25 protein-coding genes and 1 riboswitch are annotated in these 21,887 nt (G+C 44.0%); of the genes, 4 read left to right on the forward strand and 21 right to left on the reverse strand.

Annotated elements, in window-relative coordinates; genetic code table 11:
- Positions 1-9: 9 nt before the first annotated feature.
- From SLH55_RS12015 to SLH55_RS12075, 13 genes are all read right to left on the reverse strand, one after another.
- Positions 10-678 (reverse strand): methionine ABC transporter permease, encoded by a 669-nt coding sequence (locus SLH55_RS12015; protein ID WP_219166182.1) that lies wholly within the window; start codon positions 676-678, stop codon positions 10-12.
- The gene (locus tag SLH55_RS12020; RefSeq protein WP_320323518.1) at positions 675-1,697 is read right to left on the reverse strand and encodes a methionine ABC transporter ATP-binding protein; all 1,023 of its coding nucleotides are present in this window, start codon (positions 1,695-1,697) and stop codon (positions 675-677) included. The genes SLH55_RS12015 and SLH55_RS12020 overlap by 4 nt, the downstream gene beginning before the upstream one ends.
- A gap of 152 nt (positions 1,698-1,849) precedes the next feature.
- Positions 1,850-1,956: riboswitch (SAM riboswitch) on the reverse strand.
- 104 nt (positions 1,957-2,060) lie between these two features.
- Entirely contained in the window at positions 2,061-2,414 is a 354-nt protein-coding gene (locus tag SLH55_RS12025; protein WP_320323519.1) for a hypothetical protein, read from the reverse strand.
- Positions 2,415-3,201: 787 nt separating this feature from the next.
- Positions 3,202-3,513, reverse strand: coding sequence for a thioredoxin family protein (locus SLH55_RS12030; RefSeq protein WP_257474879.1), 312 nt, complete (start codon positions 3,511-3,513; stop codon positions 3,202-3,204).
- 2 nt (positions 3,514-3,515) lie between these two features.
- Positions 3,516-3,875 carry a toprim domain-containing protein gene (locus tag SLH55_RS12035; RefSeq protein ID WP_219166179.1) on the reverse strand — a complete coding sequence of 120 codons (360 nt, stop codon included), beginning with the start codon at positions 3,873-3,875 and terminating at the stop codon, positions 3,516-3,518.
- 174 nt (positions 3,876-4,049) lie between these two features.
- On the reverse strand, positions 4,050-4,286 hold the full coding sequence (locus SLH55_RS12040; protein ID WP_219166178.1) for a YusG family protein: 237 nt from the start codon (positions 4,284-4,286) through the stop codon (positions 4,050-4,052).
- Positions 4,287-4,379: 93 nt separating this feature from the next.
- Entirely contained in the window at positions 4,380-4,763 is a 384-nt protein-coding gene (gene gcvH / locus SLH55_RS12045; RefSeq protein ID WP_201714209.1) for a glycine cleavage system protein GcvH, read from the reverse strand.
- Between the two features lie 129 nt (positions 4,764-4,892).
- Positions 4,893-5,249 (reverse strand): arsenate reductase family protein, encoded by a 357-nt coding sequence (locus tag SLH55_RS12050; protein WP_219166177.1) that lies wholly within the window; start codon positions 5,247-5,249, stop codon positions 4,893-4,895.
- Between the two features lie 110 nt (positions 5,250-5,359).
- A complete protein-coding gene (locus tag SLH55_RS12055) occupies positions 5,360-5,662 on the reverse strand; it encodes an ArsR/SmtB family transcription factor (RefSeq protein ID WP_219166176.1) in 303 nt (100 codons plus the stop codon).
- A 32-nt stretch (positions 5,663-5,694) separates the two neighbouring features.
- The gene (locus SLH55_RS12060; RefSeq protein ID WP_320323520.1) at positions 5,695-6,474 is read right to left on the reverse strand and encodes an SDR family oxidoreductase; all 780 of its coding nucleotides are present in this window, start codon (positions 6,472-6,474) and stop codon (positions 5,695-5,697) included.
- A gap of 143 nt (positions 6,475-6,617) precedes the next feature.
- Entirely contained in the window at positions 6,618-8,402 is a 1,785-nt protein-coding gene (locus tag SLH55_RS12065) for an acyl-CoA dehydrogenase family protein (RefSeq protein ID WP_320323521.1), read from the reverse strand.
- 75 nt (positions 8,403-8,477) lie between these two features.
- Complete coding sequence (locus tag SLH55_RS12070; protein WP_219166173.1) at positions 8,478-9,656, reverse strand: acetyl-CoA C-acetyltransferase; 1,179 nt, start codon at positions 9,654-9,656, stop codon at positions 8,478-8,480.
- Positions 9,657-9,693: 37 nt separating this feature from the next.
- Positions 9,694-12,078, reverse strand: coding sequence for a 3-hydroxyacyl-CoA dehydrogenase/enoyl-CoA hydratase family protein (locus tag SLH55_RS12075; protein ID WP_320323522.1), 2,385 nt, complete (start codon positions 12,076-12,078; stop codon positions 9,694-9,696).
- Between the two features lie 440 nt (positions 12,079-12,518).
- Between SLH55_RS12075 and SLH55_RS12080 the strand changes: the two genes are divergently transcribed.
- Together SLH55_RS12080 and SLH55_RS12085 are read left to right on the forward strand one after the other, a co-directional pair.
- A complete protein-coding gene (locus tag SLH55_RS12080) occupies positions 12,519-12,656 on the forward strand; it encodes a YuzL family protein (RefSeq protein WP_206856877.1) in 138 nt (45 codons plus the stop codon).
- A 287-nt stretch (positions 12,657-12,943) separates the two neighbouring features.
- The gene (locus SLH55_RS12085) at positions 12,944-13,570 is read left to right on the forward strand and encodes a YczE/YyaS/YitT family protein (RefSeq protein WP_219166171.1); all 627 of its coding nucleotides are present in this window, start codon (positions 12,944-12,946) and stop codon (positions 13,568-13,570) included.
- 49 nt (positions 13,571-13,619) lie between these two features.
- Here the strand turns inward: SLH55_RS12085 and SLH55_RS12090 are convergent, their stop codons facing one another.
- From SLH55_RS12090 to SLH55_RS12100, 3 genes are all read right to left on the reverse strand, one after another.
- On the reverse strand, positions 13,620-15,086 hold the full coding sequence (locus SLH55_RS12090) for a potassium/proton antiporter (protein WP_320323523.1): 1,467 nt from the start codon (positions 15,084-15,086) through the stop codon (positions 13,620-13,622).
- A 104-nt stretch (positions 15,087-15,190) separates the two neighbouring features.
- Positions 15,191-15,685, reverse strand: a complete 495-nt coding sequence (locus tag SLH55_RS12095) for a GNAT family N-acetyltransferase (RefSeq protein WP_320323524.1) — start codon at positions 15,683-15,685, stop codon at positions 15,191-15,193.
- A 72-nt stretch (positions 15,686-15,757) separates the two neighbouring features.
- Positions 15,758-16,675, reverse strand: coding sequence for a proline dehydrogenase family protein (locus SLH55_RS12100; RefSeq protein WP_219166168.1), 918 nt, complete (start codon positions 16,673-16,675; stop codon positions 15,758-15,760).
- Positions 16,676-16,992: 317 nt separating this feature from the next.
- Here SLH55_RS12100 and SLH55_RS12105 point away from each other — a divergent pair, with 317 nt between their 5' ends.
- Together SLH55_RS12105 and SLH55_RS12110 are read left to right on the forward strand one after the other, a co-directional pair.
- Entirely contained in the window at positions 16,993-17,250 is a 258-nt protein-coding gene (locus SLH55_RS12105) for a hypothetical protein (protein WP_219166167.1), read from the forward strand.
- Positions 17,251-17,329: 79 nt separating this feature from the next.
- The gene (locus tag SLH55_RS12110; protein WP_201714322.1) at positions 17,330-17,614 is read left to right on the forward strand and encodes a spore coat protein; all 285 of its coding nucleotides are present in this window, start codon (positions 17,330-17,332) and stop codon (positions 17,612-17,614) included.
- Positions 17,615-17,760: 146 nt separating this feature from the next.
- Here SLH55_RS12110 and SLH55_RS12115 read toward each other — a convergent pair whose 3' ends face one another.
- Genes SLH55_RS12115 through SLH55_RS12135 form a run of 5 tightly spaced genes read right to left on the reverse strand, consistent with a single transcriptional unit; the run spans position 17,761 to position 21,683 of the window.
- The gene (locus SLH55_RS12115) at positions 17,761-18,024 is read right to left on the reverse strand and encodes a DUF2573 family protein (protein WP_219166166.1); all 264 of its coding nucleotides are present in this window, start codon (positions 18,022-18,024) and stop codon (positions 17,761-17,763) included.
- Between the two features lie 27 nt (positions 18,025-18,051).
- Entirely contained in the window at positions 18,052-18,798 is a 747-nt protein-coding gene (gene fhuF, locus SLH55_RS12120; protein WP_219166165.1) for a siderophore-iron reductase FhuF, read from the reverse strand.
- Between the two features lie 5 nt (positions 18,799-18,803).
- Positions 18,804-19,622, reverse strand: a complete 819-nt coding sequence (locus tag SLH55_RS12125) for an ABC transporter ATP-binding protein (RefSeq protein ID WP_219166164.1) — start codon at positions 19,620-19,622, stop codon at positions 18,804-18,806.
- Between the two features lie 15 nt (positions 19,623-19,637).
- Complete coding sequence (locus tag SLH55_RS12130) at positions 19,638-20,693, reverse strand: FecCD family ABC transporter permease (RefSeq protein ID WP_219166163.1); 1,056 nt, start codon at positions 20,691-20,693, stop codon at positions 19,638-19,640.
- A 3-nt stretch (positions 20,694-20,696) separates the two neighbouring features.
- Positions 20,697-21,683, reverse strand: a complete 987-nt coding sequence (locus tag SLH55_RS12135; RefSeq protein WP_320323525.1) for an iron ABC transporter permease — start codon at positions 21,681-21,683, stop codon at positions 20,697-20,699.
- Between the last annotated feature and the right edge of the window lie 204 nt (positions 21,684-21,887).

Raw genomic sequence — 21,887 nt, forward strand, 5'->3', positions numbered from 1 at the left:
CTCTCCTTTTTATCTTTTATCTAATTTATTTGTAAAGAAATCACCTATTAGTTGAATGGCGAAAACGACAAGTAAAATCATGATCGTTGCTGCCAGTGTTACATCTTCCCTGCTGCGCTGGAATCCATCCAGATAGGCGAGATTCCCCAAGCCTCCTGCCCCGATGACCCCTGCCATCGCTGTATATCCAACGAGGGCGATGGCTGTTACTGTGATTCCTGATATTAAAGCCGGAAGTGATTCAGGGATCAATACTTTCCATATAATCGTACTCGTTTTAGCTCCCATTGCTTTCGCTGCTTCAATGACGCCTTTGTTCACTTCTCTCAGAGCAATCTCAACCATCCTGGCATAGAAAGGAGCCGCTCCTATGATCAAAGCAGGAAGAGCTGCGTTCGCTCCACGTATCGTATCCAATAATAATTTGGTGAAGGGAATCAATAGTACAATCAGGATAATGAACGGGATGGAGCGGAACACGTTGACCACTGCACTCGTTATGGTATAAGTAAGCTTGTTCTCCCACAAATTTTCCTTGGATGTAAGAAATAACAAAATTCCAAGGATCATCCCCAATACAAATGTAATTAACACCGACATCCCGGTCATATAAAGGGTTTCAAGGGTGGCTTCCCACATCTTTTCCCAATCCACATTCGGAAATAAGTTCTCCATCATCCTCGTAACACCTCCACCTTAACCAACTGCTCTTCGGCAAACTGAACGGCTTTGTTGACCGTCTGTTCTTCCCCGTCCAGATGGACGGATAGCGTACCGTAAGCTCCTTTTTGTGTTTGTGAAATTTGCCCTTGCAGGATATTGACTTCAAGATCGAATTTCCTGATCAGGCTGGTGATGAGCGGTTGCTCAGTCGAATCGCCCACGAATGTAAATTTAATGACTTTTCCATTCGGATACTGTTCCAATAGGTGCTGAATTGTTTCTCCCGTTTCCTCTCCTTGGGATACTTCCTTTACAAATCGCTTTGTCACCTGCTCTTGTGGATTCCGGAACACTTCCAGGACATCACCAATTTCTACAACCTTCCCTTTTTCCATGACAGCCACACGGTGACAGATTTTTTTGATCACATGCATTTCATGGGTGATCAAGACGATTGTGAGTCCTAACCGTTGATTGATGTCCACCAGCAAATCAAGGATGGAATCGGTGGTTTGCGGGTCTAATGCTGAGGTGGCTTCATCGCATAGAAGGACGTTTGGATTATTCGCCAGAGACCTCGCTATCCCGACTCTTTGTTTCTGCCCTCCGCTCAGTTGAGAAGGATAGGCATCCCCTCTGCCTTCCAATCCGACCAGCACCAATAATTCATTGGCTCTTTGTATCCTTTCCTTCTTGGGTACCCCTGCAATTTCCAAGGGGAACATAATATTTTGCAGGACAGTCCGGGACCAGAGGAGGTTAAAGTGTTGAAAAATCATTCCAATGGACTGTCTTGCCTCTCGCAACTTTTTCCCCTTCACCTTGGAAACGATTTGTCCATTCACATCGACAATACCCTGATTCGGAACCTCGAGTCCATTGAGCATTCGAATCAGCGTACTTTTACCTGCACCACTATAGCCGATCACTCCAAAAATTTCTCCTTCGGCAATGTCAATATTTACTCCATCAACTGCAGCAATCGGACCATTTTTGGATTGATAGATTTTCTTTACATCTGAAATGCTGATCATGTTGTCTCCACCTTCTTTCTAAGTAAAACGGTCGTTTTAATCAGGATTGTAAATATATCCCTGCAACCTCTCAAGCTCTTTCAGGATATTCAATAAAAAAATGCCCTCCTGCGATAAGCAGAAAGGCATAATCATATATAGGACTATCCTTTCTCTCATCTTTCAAAGCAATCGCTTTGAGTGAATTGGCACCATTTCAATTTTCATTGACGGTTGCCGGGCTTCATAGGGCACGTCCCTCCACCTCTCTAAATAAGAGTAAAGTATCAAGTTATTTAATTTTATTAGCTAAAGACTCTGAAAATTTGCTACAAGAGAGATTCTATCATCGGATATAGAAAAGTGTCAATTCTTTTTTTACTTTTATGACACTTTAACCGGTTCCTTCACCCTGGACCTTGTCAACCAAAGCACCGACTCCACAAATAGCAGCGGGCGGTATCCTCCCCTGACTTCAAGGATTCCTTTTTCAACCAGTTGGGACAATCGCTCTTCACCTGTCAACAGAGAAATGATATCCCCCTCTTCTCCCTCGATCACAAAATGTGCTTCAGGCATTATATCTTCTAATACTGCACAACGGCTGTTCGAAATGGAAATTCCATAGATCCAATCCCTGCATTGAAAATGAAGGATAAATGGGCTGTCTGGAAACAAGAGTCGTAAATGGTATCTTGAATGACACTGATCTACTAATTCCTCTAAATATAGTCGCATGAATACCCTCCCAGTGAAACTTCTATATACTTACAATTCCACTTCAGGTGATCATTCCCTTTTAAACATTCTCGACATGTTTTGAACGGATGTATCAAATTTGTCGAACAGTAAGAATTTGGATGATGGAAGGTCAAAAAATGAGGGGATTCGAACCATTTCCCGAGAAATATGTCTGCGAATGTAGAACGAAAAATGCTAAAATGTCCAAAGTATAAAAACAAAAGGCTGTTTTCGTAAACATTGTTGTTTTTGGATGTAGCGAGTGGCGGTTGATTTCCGCTACAGGTGCTCGCTTTCCGCGGGGCTGGCGGTGAGCCTCCTCGGCTTCGCCTGCGGGGTCTCACCTGTCCAGCGTTTCCCGCAGGAGTCGAGCACCTTCCGCTCCAATCAACTGACGCGAAATTTGACTATCACAAAGGAAATGTGGAGATCGGGTATGCCACTGCTTTTTCATTCGTTGCAGTGACTGATTTTATTTCATAGTCCCATACTCTTTTAAAACTGATGGTCACACACCATTTTGCTCTGTCAACACATACTACTCCAGAGGGTGAAGGGAACTGCGTAGACTCCTACGGAAAACAGGCGTGCCGAGACCCCGGAAGCGGTTTTTGCTGAGGAGGCTCGGCCGAACGTCCGTGGAAAGCGAAGCAGTTCCCTTCACCCTCCTGCACCATAACTTAAATGACAGAGCATCGTATATCTTGGTTTGTATGAGAATAGCAACAATCTTTGCGAAAACAGCCAAACAAAAAGACCCTCTTTAAAAAGGTCTTTTATCTCTCTAAGCATTCTTGGTGATGGTCTCATAGATGAATGGAACGGATTGAAAGGCATAAATCCTTTCTTGTTCCACGCTATCTTTTAAGAGGAGCAGGCAGGGTACACTTTCAATGGAGTGCTCTTCTGCATATTCGGGCAAGTAGTTCAAGTTTGCTTTCACAAAATGGAACGACTGGGGAAGTTTCTCCACAACGTCCATCATTTTACCTGCAACCTGGCATGTACCACACATTGGTGTATAAAGGTATACGGCTGCTAACGTATGACCATCAATCGATTGCTGTAATTCTTCTGTACTGCTTACCTCGATCAAAACTAGATCATCCTTTTTCCAAGATATTGTTTATGCACATCAATGTTTGCTCCGATCAGAACAGAGGCAAGGTGATATTCAGGAGCTGCGGCTACTTCTTTGTACATCCGGTCGATGTAAAGGTGTCCGGCCTCAGGAAATTCACGCATAAACTGTTTACGTAACTTCTCACCTGCATCATCGGCATCCACCAGGATGTACACATCCCTTTCAAACAGTTCGTCAATCAGTTCGTCCATCTTTGTAATACTGATCGTTCCATTTGTGCAAATGATTTCAATTGGTTCTTTAATAATGTCTTTTACTTTTCTCTTATCGGTTGTTCCTTCAACGATAATTACCTTTTCGTCAAGTTCCATCATGATCATCACCTTATCTTTCAGAAATAAGATTAGGATAGTATATTCAGATAACAAGAGATGATGTCCACTTTCTACTCATATTTTCTCATGTTTACAAAAAATAGTGCAAGTGGTTTGTTTCATTACGTATAGAAATGGTGCCAGATTCAATAATGAATCTGGCACCGAGAAAATCTAACACCATCCACCTTCATCACAATCCGTATATCTGGCGTCATGTCCATCAGTGGAAGTATAGCTTTGATAAATTTTATTTTCCTTTGCTTCAAAGTTCGGTTCCAGAGTCACCCCATCAAGAGGCAGACTCATTTTGCCGATCGGTTGATTATCAAGGTATAACTCAACTTCACCATTTTTTAGTTTACCAGTGACTCTGCCTGTCACATCTAATTTCTTTGGTTCAAGGACCATACGTCTTCATCCTTTCTATTTACGCGTAGTCATATGATGCCCAAAAAGAAAAACAAAACACCTTGAGAAATCCTCAAGGTGTCCTGGCAGATATTATCCTTCATTAATCATTTCGTCATACTGTTCAGCTGTCATAAGCTTGTCTACTTCTCCAGCATCTGAAGGCTCAACAACGACCATCCATGCCTTTTCATAAGGTGATTCGTTCACGAATTCAGGGCTGTCGGACAGCTCTTCATTCACTTCTACCACCTTACCTGAAACAGGGGCATACAGCTCAGAAACGGTCTTAACCGATTCAACACTGCCGAATGGCTCATTCGCTTTGATTTCATCGCCAACCTCAGGTAACTCGACGAATACGATATCGCCCAGTTCAGATTGTGCAAATGATGTAATTCCTACGCGTACATTTTCCCCTTCAACTTTGACCCACTCGTGTTCTTCTGAATAACGAAGTTCTTTCGGTGTACTCATTCTCTATCCCTCCAAATGCTAGTTATACAACCTAATATTGACACACTTTTCATTGAAAAAGCAAGAAAACCAAGTATGAATAATGAAACTTTTTCATAGCCCATGATTTAGGGAATCCAGGGCCCCGAATTACTTCCAGGTATCTTCAAATGTTTCTTCTTTAAAACCTACTGTAACCTGGTTTCCATCCGTTGTAATCGGACGTTTGATCAGCATTCCGTCAGAGGAAAGGATTTCCAATAATTCATCATCCGATGCTGAATTCACTTTATCTTTTAAACCAAGTTCACGATATTTTTTTCCACTTGTATTGAAAAACTTCTTAAGAGGATATCCGCTCTTTTCATACATGCTCTTAAGTTCTTCTTTTGAGGGCGGATTCTCTACAATATGTACTTCATTCAAAGCTGTGCCCTGGTCTTCCAGCCACTTTTTAGCTTTGCGGCATGTACCGCACTTCGGATAAGAATAAAAAGTCAATGACATCATTCCACCACCTTTCAATAAAATCCGGAGACGGGGAAATCCCCGTCCGGCAACAGTCATCTATTTCTTACATTCGACAATATCCGTAAGTATCCTTCTTTTCAGAAACATTAGCTGCATTGATTTTCTACCGTTTCTACCAACTCTTTAAGGAGGTCGGTTGCATTATCCAATTCAAGAGAATAGAAACGCTGGGTTCCTTTTTGTTCCATGGATACTAATTGCTGATCCCTCAGGATTTTTAAATGGTGCGAAACAGCAGGCCGGGATAGTGTCAGATTATCAGTTATCTGATTGACCGTAAGAGGTTCTTGTTCGGCAAGAAGTAAAATGATATCTTGACGATAAGGATCGCTCAGCGCTTGAAATAATGGTATACAAGCACGAAATGTATCGATTGCTTTTTGACCCATAGTGTTCTCCCTTCAAACTCATTCACTATTAATTATACCCGTTCTTGTACCTTACGAACAATACTGGTGACCATTTTACGCGGCATGAACCGAATTGATTGTGTGAGAATCCGGTTTTTCATCCCTGGGACAATGACCGTTTTAGTGCTTGTCATCATCTGTTTATACCCTTCCTCCACTACATCTTCGACACTCATCACGCCTGATTGGAACAGTTTGGAGGACTGAAGTTCCGCAGCGTCACTGAATCCCGTTTTAGTGGCTCCCGGGCATAGGGCCGTCACATTCACTCCATGTGGTGCCCACTCATTCGCGAGAGCTTCCGAGAAAGACAGTACATAGGCTTTTGTCGCGTAATACACTGCCATCAACGGTCCGGGCTGGAACGCAGCGGTTGATGCGACATTTAATATTTGTCCCTTCTTACTCTTCACCATCTCTTTACCAAAATACTTACTCAACTCTGTAAGGGCTGTGATATTCACTTGGATCATGTCCAGTTCCTTTGACAAATCCGTTTGCTCAAACTCTCCAAATAGACCGAACCCTGCATTATTGATTAAAATATCCACTTGTATTCCTTGGGCTTTTATTTCTTCAAACAATTTCTTTGAAGCATCAGGCTTTGAAAGGTCTGAAGTAAATACATACGTCTTTACTCCGTACTTGTTCTCGATTTCATTTGAAAGAGTTTGAAGCTTTCCCTCACTACGGGCTACAAGAATCACATCATGGCCAGATCCTGCAAATTTATGGCTGAAGTTTAACCCGATCCCGCTTGAAGCTCCTGTTATCAATACCGTTTTATTCATTTATGGTAACCACCTTGTTTTAATGTTTAAACACTTAAACGTTCAAGTGTTTAAACATATAATAATTTACTGGGTTCGGTATGTCAAGTTATAGAACAAAAATAGGGACGGACCTCCGATTCGGAGGTCCGTCCCTGACTTACTTACAGTGCATATTTTTCTGAGTCGATCAGTTTTTCTGATGCTTCACGCTTCACTGCGATCACGTTGATCGGTGTGTGGCGGGTGAACTTACGAAGTGCTGACAGCATCATGCGAAGTGTGTCACCAGTTTCGGTTGCAACAAGTGTTTCTTTCGCATGCTGTTCGATTTTGTTGAATGCTTCCTGGCAGAAGATTTGTGTGTAAAGAAGTTTTTGCTTCGCTTTCTCTACGCCACCTTTTTCAATCGCTTTTTCCGTTCTAAGAACAACGGATTCCATTGCATAAGCCTCAGAAACGATATCCGCGATGTTCACTAGGATTTCTTGCTCTTTTTCAAGGGCTTTACCGTATTTCTGTGCTGCTAATCCAGACAGCATCAAGCCGATCTTCTTCGCATTTTTCACAAGGTATTTTTCCTGTGCCAGTGGCTCATTGCCCACTTCTTCAGGCATAAGCATCATTAACTCTTCTTGAAGCGCCTGTGCTTTTTGAAGTAGTGGTAATTCACCCTTCATCGCTTTACGAAGGTATGTGCCAGGAACAAGAAGACGGTTGATTTCATTCGTTCCTTCAAAGATACGGTTGATACGGGAGTCGCGGTACATTCTTTCGATTTCATATTCCTGCATGAAACCGTATCCACCGTGAAGTTGAACGCCTTCATCAACGATATAATCCAGTACTTCCGTTGCGAAGAATTTGTTCAGTGAACACTCGATTGCGTATTCAGCAATGGATTTGGCAACCTCTGTTCCATTCTTTACTTCTTCATCCGACAGCTTGCTCATACGATCCTCGAATAAGCCAACTGTACGGTAAACGGAGCTTTCAGCTGCATATAAGCGTGCTGCCATCGTTGAAAGCTTTTCTTTCGTTAAGTTGAAGCTTGAGATCGGAGTTTTGAACTGTTGACGTTGGTTCGTGTATTGAACCGTTACTTCAAGAGCGCGCTTACTTGCTCCCACTGCACCTACTCCTAATTTGTAACGACCGATATTTAAGATGTTGAAGGCAATGATATGACCTTTGCCAGCATCCCCAAGTAGGTTTTCCACTGGGATTTCAGCATCTTCAAGAATCAATGTACGAGTCGATGAACTCTTGATCCCCATTTTCTTTTCTTCTGGTCCTGTTGAAACGCCAGGGAATTCTTTTTCCACGATGAATGCTGAGAAGTGCTCCCCATCAATCTTCGCATAAACAACGAACACATCGGCAAATGCAGAGTTTGTGATCCATTGTTTTTCCCCATTTAAGATATAGTGGGTACCTTCAGCGTTTAATTTAGCCGTCGTTTTTGCACCAAGGGCATCAGAACCTGAACCTGGCTCAGTCAGTGCATAAGCCGCTAACTTTTCACCAGTTGAAAGTACAGGAAGATACTTTTGCTTTTGTTCTTCGTTACCGAAAAGAACGATTGGAAGGGAACCGATCCCCACATGGGCACCGTGAGAGATGGAGAATCCGCCAGCACGTGACATTTTCTCAGCAATCAAAGCCGAACTTACTTTATCAAGGCCCAATCCACCGTACTCTTCAGGTACATCCGCACCAAGAAGACCAAGGTCTCCAGCTTCTTTTAAAAGGCGGACAGAGTGATCGAACTCATGGTTTTCCAGATTGTCAATGACAGGTACCACTTCATTCAGGACATAATCTTCCGTCGTTTTTGCAATCATTTTTTGCTCATCGGAATAATCTTCCGGTGTGAAAACTTGTTCAAAGCTTACATCTTCAATTAAGAAACTTCCGCCTTTGATTAACTTATCTGTTTGATTCGCCATTTCGAATCCCCCTAAAATTGATTATTTTGTAGTGAGTTGGGAGGGCCTCTCAGTGAGAGGTCCGTCCCTCCTCTATTAACCTATTAATTCAAATACTCCTGCTGCTCCCATTCCGCCTCCGATGCACATGGTGACGATACCGAATTGCTGGTTTCTGCGTTTCATTTCATGGACAAGTGAAAGGGTAAGCTTCGCGCCTGTACAGCCAAGCGGATGACCAAGAGCGATGGCCCCACCATTCACGTTTACTTTGTCTTCGTCTAATCCGAGCTGACGGATGACCTGGATGGACTGGGAAGCAAAAGCTTCATTCAGTTCAAATAATCCGATGTCTGAAAGCTCAAGCCCTGCCATCTTCAATGCCCGTGGAATCGCTTCAACCGGCCCGATTCCCATGATTTCAGGTGGAACTCCCGCTACTGCAAAGCTTCTGAACTTCGCCATCGGCTGTAGTCCCAGTGAACCTGCCTTTTCACGATCCATCACCATGACAGCCGCAGCCCCGTCACTCGTTTGCGAAGAGTTCCCTGCCGTTACAGAACCCTTCACATTGAAAGCCGGGCGTAATTTAGCCAGTACTTCCGAGCTTGTTTCCGCACGCACACCCTCATCCTTTGTGAATTGGAAGGATTTCTCGACGAGCTTATTGTTACCGTTCACTGAGCGATGAAGGACATCAACAGGTACGATTTCATCATCGAATTTCCCTTCAGCGATTGCCTTGGCTGCTTTTTGGTGGCTTCGCACGGCAAAGGCATCCTGATCTTCACGGGATACGCCGAACTTAGTTGCCACCTGTTCCGCCGTGTGACCCATGCTCATGTAATATTGAGGAGCGTTTTCAGCGAGCTTTGCGTTGGGACGGACCACGTGACCCATCATAGGAACAAGGCTCATGGATTCTGCTCCACCTGCAATGGCTGTGTCTGAGTGACCGAGCATGATTTTTTCTGCCGCATAGGCAATGGATTGTAGTCCAGATGAACAGTAACGGTTAATCGTGATCGCAGGTACCGAGTCCGGAAGACCTGCAAGTCCTCCGATATTCCGTGCCATATTCAATCCCTGTTCTGCTTCAGGCATGGCACATCCGATGATCAAATCATCAATGTTACCTTCATAATTTCCTGCACGCTTGAGGGTTTCCTTGACTACAAGTGCTCCAAGATCATCCGGTCTTACCCCGGCCAATGATCCTTTTCGTGATTTTCCGACTGGTGTTCTTGCACCAGCAACAATGACTGCTTCGCGCATGATATTCCCCCGCTTTCTCATATGATAAAAACGCTGATTAATTGCGTAATGGTTTTCCTTTTACAAGCATGTGCTGCATTCTTTGCTGAGATTTCGGCTGAGCAACCAGGCTCAGGAACGCTTCTCTTTCAAGATCCAGCAGATATTGTTCGTCTACTTCGGTTCCGTATGGTACTTTTCCTCCTGCAATGACGTATGCAAGTTTTTTCGCAATCATCAGGTCATGTTCTGAAATAAAGCCTGATTGGAACATGGATTGAGCCCCTAGAAGCAGAGTCGCGTAACCTGGTTCACCTACAACCGGAACCTTTTTACGGATCGGCGCTGAGTATCCACCTTCGTATAAGCTGAGTGCTGCGCGTTTCGCATCGTATAACAGATGATCATTGTTCACGCTCACTCCATCTGCTTTGTTTAAGAAATTATTGTCCCTTGCTTCATCACCGGATGTGGAGACTTTCGCCATGGCAATCGTTTCGAATACTTTATTGGCTACTTTTTGAAGATCGAATTCCACACCGTTCGGCAGGTTGGCTAAGTGCTTCATATAAAGCTCTTTGTTTCCGCCTCCCCCAGGGATCAATCCTACACCGACTTCAACCAATCCCATGTAGGTTTCCATGGAAGCCTGGATGTGGGCAGCCGGTAAGCAGACTTCGCTACCTCCGCCTAATGTCATACCGAATGGCGCTGCAACAACTGGTTTAGAGGAATATTTGATCTTCATCATAGCCTGCTGGAAGTGTTTTACGACCATATCAATTTCAAAGACGTTGTCATCCTGTGCTTCCATAAGAATCATGGCAAGGTTTGCTCCTACACAGAAGTTCTTGCCCTGGTTTCCGATGACAAGACCTTTGTAATTCTTCTCCACTTCATCAACGGCAAAGTTGATCATTTGCGTTATATCCATCCCAATGGCGTTGTTTGGAGAATGGAATTCAAGAAGGGCAATTCCGTCCCCGATATCGATCAGGCTCGCTCCGGAATTTTTCTTGATCAGATTCCCCTGTTTTTTCAGAGCTTTTAAATCAAGAGCTTTAGGATTCCGCACTACCAGTTGGTAGTCACCGTTGTGATAGAAATATCGCTCTCCATCTTCTTCTTTGTAGAAAGTAGAATGACCCTCTGAAAGCATGGTTTCAACCCACTGAGGTACAGTGTGGCCTTCTTCCTTCATACGGGTTACGGATTTTTCAACTCCGATGCTATCCCATGTTTCAAATGGTCCCATTTCCCATCCGAATCCCCATTTCATGGCCTGGTCGATCCCTACGATATCATCGGCGATTTCGCCATGTAGCTGTGCCGAATAGAGTAAGACCGGTGACACGATATTCCAAAGAAGGCTACCTGCCTGATCTTTTGCGTAAACAAGTGATTTTACTTTATTTTTTAATCCCTTTTCATTTTTCGCCATTTCAAGTGAAGCTGTCTTCAGCTTTTTGCGTGGCTGATATTCCAATGTTTCAGGGTTCAGTTCGAGTATTTCTTTTCCTTGCTTCAAGAAGAAGCCTTGACCGCTCTTACTTCCAAGCCAGCCATTTTCAAGCATTTTTTGCATAAAGGCCGGTACTTCGAACACCTTTTGCTCTTCGCCATCCACTTGGTCGTACACATTTTTTGCAACATGTGCAAACGTATCAAGTCCCACTACATCAAGTGTACGGAATGTCGCACTTTTCGGTCTTCCGATCGTCGGCCCTGTGATGGAATCCACTTCTCCTACAGAGTAGCCGCCCTTCAGCATTTCCTGTACCGTAACCAGCAATCCATATGTTCCGATCCGGTTTGCAATGAAGTTTGGCGTATCCTTCGCCATGACGACACCTTTACCGAGGACGTCTTCACCAAATGTCTTCATGAAGCTGACGACTTCCGGATCCGTCTTTTTCGTAGGAATCACTTCAAGAAGCTTTAAGTAACGAGGTGGATTGAAGAAATGCGTACCTAAGAAATTCTTCTGAAAGTCTTCAGTGCGTCCTTCTGACATAGCCTCAATTGAGATCCCTGACGTATTGGAGCTGATGATGCTGCCAGGTTTACGGTAGCGCTCCACCTGCTCAAATACTTTTTTCTTAATATCTAAGTTTTCGACAACTACTTCGATCACCCAATCGCAGTCCCCGATATTTGCAAGGTCATCCTCAAAGTTACCTGCCGTAATTAGTGAAGCGTTTTGTTTTGATGTTAATGGAGCCGGTTTTTGTTTGAAGAGCTTTTTTAAAGCGTTTTCACTAAATTGATTACGAAACGCCTTGCTCTCTTCTGTCAGTCCCTTTGCTTTATGTTCGTCGGTCAATTCTCTTGGTACGATATCTAATAACATTGTCGGGATGCCGATATTTGCAAGATGAGCGGCTATTCCTGAACCCATGACTCCTGATCCTAACACTGCGGCTTTCTGAATTCTACGAACCAATGGTATTTCCCCCTTATACACACTTTGAATGAATACTCATTCATTTTTCACTTAAAAAAAAGACTCGAATGAGTTCCTGTTACATCTAATATATCGGATATTCTAAAATATCGCAATATTTAAACGTTAAATTTACAAAAAATTCACTAATGTCTCCCACACCCTCAAATGGGCAAACGTCTACAACCGTCTACAGCAACCTATTCACCAAAACCCGTCCACGTGAAGACAAATACCAAAACAAATTCCCTACTATTATTTATATGTTATTTTTGAGGGACGGACCTTAGGTAGACGGCCATTTCTCCTCCCATTTTTTTAAAAAAGCCTATTCTGAAGGGATTCCCCTTCTCTTTCGTGTTCGTTTCTGCTTAAATTTGGAGGTCCGTCCCTCATAATTCATTCGTGTTTCGGGCATGTTAGGGGTGGAGGTGTTCGATATGGCGAAGCATAAGAAGAATCCTTCTAAGGCTGGGGTTAGTGCAGCGAGTGTGAAGGGGGATGCCGGTCCGACGGTTGAGATGGACGGCGGCGGTAAAAGGAACAGTCAGAACAATCAATTTAAGAAACAGCCATAAAAGGTTTGGGAACGGCACCTGATCCGTTGTGATCTGGTGCTGTTTTTTATATGGGGTTGAGTGGTTACGGATTTATGAGCCGTTAACTTGTTTTAGTTAAAAACTGTCATAAACCAAACATCATTTCCATACAAAAATTAACTTTGCCTTCCCGCACGTTTTAAAGTAAACTATTATTATTCATTAGAAGACGTCAGACCTCCTACTTTAAAAGCATGATCGAAGTGGATTGTCTGTTTTTTTTAAGTATTTGAATGAGAACGTTTACAGATAAGGAGTTTGTGTAGATGAAGCGAAGATTTATGTTTTTTACAATTGGACTTTTCATTTTAACAATGGGGGTTGCCCTCATTATTAAATCAGGACTCGGCGCTTCTGCCTGGGATGCCCTGGCGGTTGGTGAATCGAATATGTTCGGAATCACGGTGGGGACTGCGGTCTTCATCAATGGAATTGTGCTCATTGGCTTGAATGCCCTTATTATGAAGAAAAAACCGGATGTATTGGCAGCGGGATCTATCCTTTTAATTGGGATGTTAATCGATTTTTGGCTGCTCGTTGTCTTTAACAATTATGCTCCTGAGATGCTGTTCAATCAGCTTTTCGCTCTTGTTTCAGGGATCTTGACGATGGGACTTGGAATAGCCATTTACCTGCAGGCTAAATTTCCGGCAAGTCCGATGGATACACTTATGGTGGCCATTCACACACGTTTCGGCTTAAATCTTCGTAACTCCAGGATCATCAGTGAGGGATTTGCCCTTTCACTCGCTTTCCTATTTAAAGGGGATATCGGAATCGGAACGATCATTGTGACTCTCACGTTAGGGTTCGTCGTTCAATACAGCTTCCCGATTTTCGAGCAGATCTTCGAAAAAAAATCGATGGGGAAACCAGCCGTTTCAGCAGACTGACCAAAGTAAAAAGCCATCTCTCCTTGGAGATGGCTTTTTCTGTTCCATTTCATGACTTGTCGACTACTTTCCCTTTCGCATTCAACATCTCATTAATACGTTTTCGCTGGCTTTTATCAGCGAGCACATAGAGGGTATCTCCTGCTTTGATCAAAGTGTCCCCCATGGGAGTGATCAATTCATTGTTTCGTATGACGGCAGAAATCAACGTTTTCTGTGGAAGATTGATGTCTTTGATGGCCCTGTTCGTAATATATGCACCCTTATTAATAAGGATTTCAAGCATTTCATTATTAGTTTTTCCAATGGAGACGAGCTCGATGCTGTGGGCAATCGGCGGTTTCTCTTCTCCCGCTAGCTTCAGATAGTTTGCTAATGGTGAAATCGTCGTCCCTTGTATGAGGGCAGATAGGAGCACGACGAAGAATACGACGTTGAAGATGACTTCATTGTTCTCGATACCTGCTACCATCGGATAAGTGGCCAATACGATCGGTACTGCCCCTTTCAATCCTGCCCATGAAATAAAGAACTTTTCTTTTACCGTGAAGTTCTTGGCAAGTGCTAAGCTTAAGTAGACGCCCAGTGGTCTCGCTACCACAATCAGCAGAACCGCCAGTGCAATTCCCTGCCATGCAATCCCCGGCAGGTGCTGAGGGAATACCAATAATCCGAGGAGGATAAACATGACAATCTGCATCATCCACGCAAACCCTTCATTAAAACGGACAATCGAATGGCGATAGGTCAATTCCTTATTCCCCACAACGATCGCCATGATATAAACGGCTAACAGACCACTCGCCTCCAGTATGCTCGTGAACGCATAAGTGAAGATGGCTAGAGAGATGGATAGGACCGGATACAAACCTGATGAATCGAGGTTGATTCTGTTGATGATCCACACTGAAGCATATCCGAGAACCAATCCAAGTATCAATCCCATCCCCATCTGCCAAAAGAAACTAAGGATCAGTGACGCTGGATTTAATCCCGGAAATTGAATCAATTGTAAAAAAGCAACCGTTAAAAAGATGGCCATTGGGTCATTGCTGCCGGACTCGGCTTCCAGTGTGGAAGATATCTTCGGTTTGATGTTTTTGTTCCCTAAAACGGAGAACACCGCTGCAGCGTCTGTGGAACCGACGATGGCCCCGAATAGCATCCCTTCAAGCCAGCTTACATCGAGTATGTACTTGGCTGCCACACCGATGGATACAGTCGTGGCCACCACCCCGATCGTTGCCAGGGATAAGGCAGGTTTATATACCTTTCTCACATTCCCCCATTTCGTTTGAAGACCGCCTTCGAACAAAATGATGATCAGGGCAAGCGTACCGATGAATTGAGTGATGGGAGCATTGTCGAAGAAGAAATATGTATTGAGTACCATACCCACGATGATGAACAGGATCAGTGAGGGAACGCCAAGTCGTGTGGAGAATTTAGCCGTGATGACGCCGACCAACAGCAAGAGGCCAAGGAGCAGGGTCAAGTTATCAATGGTCATTTCCATAGTATCGCCTCTTATTTCATGAAGATTATTCCTTATATTATACAATATTGTGAATTATATCACAATGATTATGCACTACACCCCAAATGAATTTATGCCCCTCCTCATAATTGTTTGCCCATAATGATATATTCATGAGGGACATTAGGAAAGAAGCCCTCCCGGATCGTCTGAAATCCCCTGGAATGGTAAAAGGCAATGGCACCATGATTATCTTTACGTGTTGTAAGCAGGACTCTCTCTTCCCTTCTGTTTTGCAATAAATGCTCCACAAGTTGTTTGGCGATTCCCCTGCCTCTGTATGCCGGGTCGACACCAAGCTCAACCAGCTCCATGCAATTCTTCATCCATATCCGTTCTGCATGTAAATGGCGTGCTAATAAATCGTGATAGTACTGACCTTTTCTTGAAGAATAACCATAGATGTACCCTGCCACCTCCCCATCAACGATAGCCAGGTATCCTTCAAAAAAGGGATAGGTAGAATGACGTTTGAACTGTTCTTCCATGCCTACGGGATCTAGGTTGAACAACCGACAGTATAGACTGATCATCTTCTTAAAATAGTAACCCCCGACTCGGAACGGCACCAATTTCATCTTTTCTCCCCCTGTCATATGTAAACAAATAAGACCCTATGAACATCCATAGAGTCTACATCCTACTTACTATTATTTCTTTATGACCCCTTTTAGAACAAAGGCGACGTTGGCCGGTCTTTCAGCCAGTCTTCTCATGAAATATCCGTACCAGTCCGTACCGTATGGAACATAGACGCGCATTTTGTAGCCTTCTTTGACCAGTTCATGCTGACGTTCCACGCGGATACCGAAAAGCATTTGGAATTCGAATTGATCACGTGGAATCTTATATTCTTCCACGAGTCTTTTCGTATATTCGATCATCTCATCGTCATGGGTGGCAATAGCCGTATAATTCCCATTCAGCAAATGAGTTTTAATGATTTTTTTGAAATTATCGTCTACATCCTTCTTATCGGGAAACGCAACTTCAGGTGACTCTTTATAAGCCCCTTTTACAAGACGCAGATTGGGGGAATACGCATTCAAATCATCGATATCCTTTTCTGTTCTATATAAATAGGCTTGAATGACCGTGCCGATGTTATCATACTCTGACTTCAGACGCGTGAAAATATCAATGGTCTTTCCACAACGGGAGTAGTCTTCCATATCAATGGTAACGAAAACGTTCTGCTTGGTTGCTTCATCAAGAATCAGTCTCATATTCTTCATGACAACCTCTTCAGAAATATCGAGCCCCATTGAAGTCATTTTAAGGGATAGTTGAGATTTGAGGTTCTCTCTTCCGATTGCACGAATCGCCTCTACGCATTCAAGGGCCATTTCGTTTGCTTCACGCTCATTGTCCACAAACTCTCCCAAATAGTCGATCGTTACAACAAGATTCTGACTATTCAGCTCGCGAATAACCTCAACTGCCTGCAGGATGGAAGACCCTGCAACGAACCGACCGGCACCAAAGCGCAGGCCATATTTCTTAGCAAGTTTCGTCATCGGCTTATTTTTTGAAAGGAATAAAAAGAAATTACGCATTGCTTGCTCCATGTTGCTTACCCCCTGAAAAAACATATATACCATACTATGAAACCGTTTTCTTTATTGCTAAAAAAGAGAAGGTCCATACCAGTATATCTACCAATATTTTATCACCTTTTAAACGTTTTGAATATACTTTCAATACTTTCTTAGTAGAATATTATCGAAATTTGTAAATCCGTGAATAAGTCTGTTGAATAGTAGGAAAAATAACCTTTGCCTTATGATGATATCGCTTTCTGACCGTTTCGTATACAGGGTAATATTACCTATAATATCAACCCGAAGAAGGCATATCTGAAAATATGGAAAGGGAGGAATAGAACATGCAACAACAACCTCAACAAGGAAGTCAGCAGCAGACTTATACACAGCCACCGAATATGCTTACAACGAAAGATTCACTTTATTTAAATGATATGCTGGCGTGGAATCTGAACGCTATGAAGAAGTGTCACTTTGCCGCTGCTCACTGTCAGGATACGGAGATTAAAGCCGAGTTGGATAAATGCGGGCAAATGCATCAGCGTCACTACCAACAGCTACTGGCACATTTAAACACGACGAACCAAAACATGATGTAGAAAGGGGTCCTCTACCGTGAATCAACCAAATCAGCAAAAAATTCAAAATCCACAAACTCAAGTACCTGCTACACCCCAGATGAATGATCGTGACTTCATCACCGATGTCCTGTCACAGGAAAAGTATATGACAGCTTCGTACTGTACGGCTCTGAATGAAGCAAGTCATCAAGCGCTATACCAAGACTTGCTCACGATTTTTAATGAAACACAGAACGCCCAGCGCGAGTTATACAACGAAATGTTCCGCAAAGGCTGGTACAAGCTTGAAGCCGCCGACAGCCAGAAGATACAACAATCGTATCAACAGCACCAGCAATATTCTTCTCAATTCCCTTATGGGTATGGCGGTCAGGTTCAATAATGCTGAAGGCAGACTCCGGTCTGCCTTTTTTGATTACTCCAACCCCCAAACTCGTTCAGAATCTCCATCTATCTTCCCCGTCTCTTCCAAATTCCAATAAAAAAGCACCCTCTTCTCATCAAAAGGGTACTAATCAATCTAAACCGCTATTCTCCATTATTTTTCCCATTCATTTCCGCACGATGAGCTTCATTCATCTTCTTGATCTCCCCGACGATCCGTTTCATTTCATCCTTGCCTTCAGGGTAAAGTGAATTCCAATGCTTCACGAGTGAAGGCATGTTTTTGGCGATGAATGAGTAAAGTGCATATTGTGTCACCATTTCTTTCTTGCCGGCGTCGGATTCTCCAACCAATAGCTCCGTGTACTTTTCAAGCAATGCATCAAATTGTTCAGGAAATTCCTTCATTACGTTTACCTCCTTATGAGTGATGAATCAGGTCTTTTTCACCAGACAGGTTTGCGGACAGGTTTTACAGCGATACTGTTCCCCGTCCTTCAGCTTATAGGAGAAACAGCATGTTTTCCTGACACGCACCATGTCCATTACACCCTCGACATTTACTTTCCTACTATAATATTTTGCCAATGGATTCGTACGATATCTGCCGAACCACTGTCGGTTTTCATCTGACAGAAGATCCTGGAATTGGTCATCACGCCGATGCCTCATTCCTTCGTTCATAAGGAAGTCATCATTCTCAAATACCCAGAATACATATACGGCGATGTTTTCCCAAAGGATATGGTTGGAAAGCTTCGTAACATTCTTTAATGTTTGAATCACCCGATCAAGATGCCCCCGGAAGAGGGATTGAATGAACTCGTTCTTTTCCTCAAGAGATGAAAACTCCGTCACGGACGCATCTTTCAGGTGAAAGTGAGGTATCCACAGACCCTTTTTGTCCTCATCCACAAGTATCAGGTTTTCAGGCGTAAGGTTTAATTTCTTATTCCAATACGTCATCGCCATCAAGCCCATGGCCGCTACAAAAGCATATCGCTTCATAAATAAGGATGCTGCCACTTTAAGATCATCCGTCCCAATCAATGAAAGGCGATGTGACAAGTACTCCCTCATCTCATCACCGTCGCAGAATGTGCTTGCATCAACTCCTTCAATAGTAGCAGTTGACGCATGAAACCGGTATTTTCCAAGAGTATCCCATTGTTCTTCAGTCAAGGAATTCATCCCGTCTCAACTGCGTCCTTCAAGATGCAGCGCCCTTTCCCGAATGGAATGCATAATGGCGTGCCGAATAGCGGGTCCCTTGAAACCTGACAATCCATATCGAACACATTCTTTACGAGTTCACAACTGATCACCTCTTCAGGCTTTCCTTGGGCGTAAATCTGCTTATCCCGGATCGCGACGATATTATGGGCATATCTGCAGGCGAGATTCAGATCATGAAGAACCATGACAATCGTACGCTGCTCCTTCTCATTGAGTTCGAATAATAAGTCCAGGATCTCGATCTGGTGGGTCATATCAAGATACGTCGTAGGCTCATCCAATAATATGATGTCAGTGTCCTGGGCGAGTGTCAGGGCGATCCACGCGCGCTGTCTTTGCCCCCCTGATAATTCATCCACTTTCCGGTCCTTGAGCTCCTCCATCTTCGTTGCTCTCAATGCATCCTGGACAATTTTCTCATCCTCTTGGGACCATTGTTTGAGCCAGGTTTGATGGGGATAGCGCCCCTGCTTGACGAGTTGCAGGACGGTCAATCCTTCCGGAGCCGTCGGAGATTGAGGGAGAATGGCCATTTTTCGAGCGACTTCTTTTGTTGATAAACGTGAGATTGCCTCCCCATCCAAGAGGACCGAACCTTGTTTCGGCTTAAGCAAACGGGCGATGGAACGAAGAAGTGTGGATTTACCACAGCCGTTCCCGCCGATAAAGACCGAAATCTCCCCTTTTGGAATGTCAATATTCAATTCATCGATGATGGTCCGCTCCCCGTAGGATAGAGTCAAATCTTTCGTTTGTAATGCATCACTCATCTATGGCCAACTCCTTTAAGAATTTCTTGTTTTAAATAAAAGATAGATAAAATATGGTGCACCGATCGCTGCCGTAAATACTCCGGCAGGGACTTCCAAGGGCAGGAATAAGGTCCTTCCGATCAAATCTGCCACCATGACGAGAATTCCGCCGATAAGGGCTGCAGTAGGTAGCAGTGCCCCAAATGAAGACCCGACCATCCGTCTTGCCATATGGGGAGCCATCAAGCCTACAAATCCGATCCCTCCCGCGAAGGCAACAGCCCCGCCTACTAAAGCCGTTGACATTAGTAGAAGGAAGAAGCGCTGAAGCTGGACATTCCCTCCTACACTTGTCGCAATTTCTTCTCCTAGTTCCTGTATATTCAGTTGACGGGTAATAAAGAAGCTTAACAGAATAAAGACCAGGCTCCAGGGAAGCAATATCCATACATCCTGCCAATCGGAACCGTTCACCGTACCCGTGATCCATATATTTGCCTGACTCGCCCGGTAAATCGGTCCGAGAATCATGAGCAATGTCGTCAATGCTTGTGTTAAAGCGGATATCCCGATCCCGATCAGCACGAGCCTTACAGGAGATACCCCTTTTCGCCAAGCTAAAAAATAGACCAAAAATGCAATGATGGTCGCTCCGATAAATGCAGCGACCGGGAGCCATTTAACACTCACCATCAGCGTATTGTCATCGTTGCTGAAAAGGGTCAGAAACGCTACGACAGCCGCTCCCGCTCCCCCTGTGATCCCGATGATATCAGGTGAAGCCAGGGGATTCCGGATCATTCCCTGAAGGATTCCCCCTGCAACGGCCAGCGCCATTCCCGCCAGGAGAGCAATGATGATCCTTGGGAGGCGGAATGACGTCACCACGAGATGTTCCAAGCTTGTCCCGCCTCCAAAGAAGACACTTACCACCTTCCAGGGAGCGATTTTTAAATCGCCTATACCTGTACTCATAATCAGGACAAGCAATGTAATCACACCAAGGATGAGTACTTTCTTAAGTGCGGATAAATCCACGAGCATGGATACCCGATCCTTCAGCCAGCGTTTTCCTATAAATCGATTCATCTGTCAAAACCCCTTCCTAGCAACATACACGAAGAATGGTGCACCGATGATGGCGGTCATGACGCCAACGGGCACCTCCTGGGGCATGATGACGTATCGGGCTCCAACGTCAGCGGCCAAGAGTAATACCGCTCCGAGAAGTCCCGAGAAGGGAATGAGCCACCGATGATCCACTCCGATGATTTTCCTGGCTATATGAGGGATGACGATACCAATAAAACCGATGGGACCTGCAACGGCGACAGAGCCACCTGCCAGCAGGACGACGATGGCCAATGCGAGAAACTTGATCAGTGACGTTTTCAAGCCCAGCCCTTTTGCCACATCTTCCCCCATAGCAAGGATGTTCATCTTACCCGCTATGATCAGAGCAAGGATCCATCCAACTACTATATAAGGGAAAACGCCATTTAATATCTCCAGACTTCTTCCCTGTACAGAACCAGCCAGCCAGAATAATACCTGTTCAAGTGCCGCTTCATTCAGGACAAGCAATCCTTGTGTAAAGGAAGAAAACATCGCCGTGATGGCGGCCCCTGCCAAAGTCAGCTTCATTGGTGTCAAGCCTTTATCCCCTGCGGAACTGATGACGAAAACGCCTACAGCTGCAATTGCAGCACCTAGAAATGCAATCCACGTGAAGGATTGAAGGTTGGTTACACCAAATAACGTAACCGCAACGACCACCATGAAGGCACCGCCTGCATTGATACCGAATATCCCCGGCGAAGCCAAAGGATTCTTGGTCAACATTTGCATCAGGACACCTGAAATCGCCAGGGATGCCCCTACTGTCGCAGCGATCAGCGCCCTTGGTAACCGGATCGTCTGGAGCACGATATGCTCAGTCGATCCCGTCGGATTGGTAAAAGCATTGAAAGCGGTCCTCCATGACGTGTCCGTGTAACCATACACAATACTGATCCCGACACACAAGATAAGAAAAAGGAATGTACCTATAAATATCAAAAGTTGTTTTTGAATTTTCATTATGTGCTAACCTTTCTATTTTTTAAAGGTCTTCTTTAAGAAAAGGAAATCAATTCTACCCTTACTATTTTAAAGAAGAATGAAACAAGCGTCAATGATTTTGAAAATCATTATCATTTAGGTGTTGACAATGAAAATCTTCTCATCTACTATTATGAGTGTAAATGATAATCATTATCATCGATAAACCAATATCAGGGGGAT

It is taken from the genome of Rossellomorea sp. YZS02 (assembly GCF_033963925.1).
Classification (GTDB): domain Bacteria; phylum Bacillota; class Bacilli; order Bacillales; family Bacillaceae_B; genus Rossellomorea.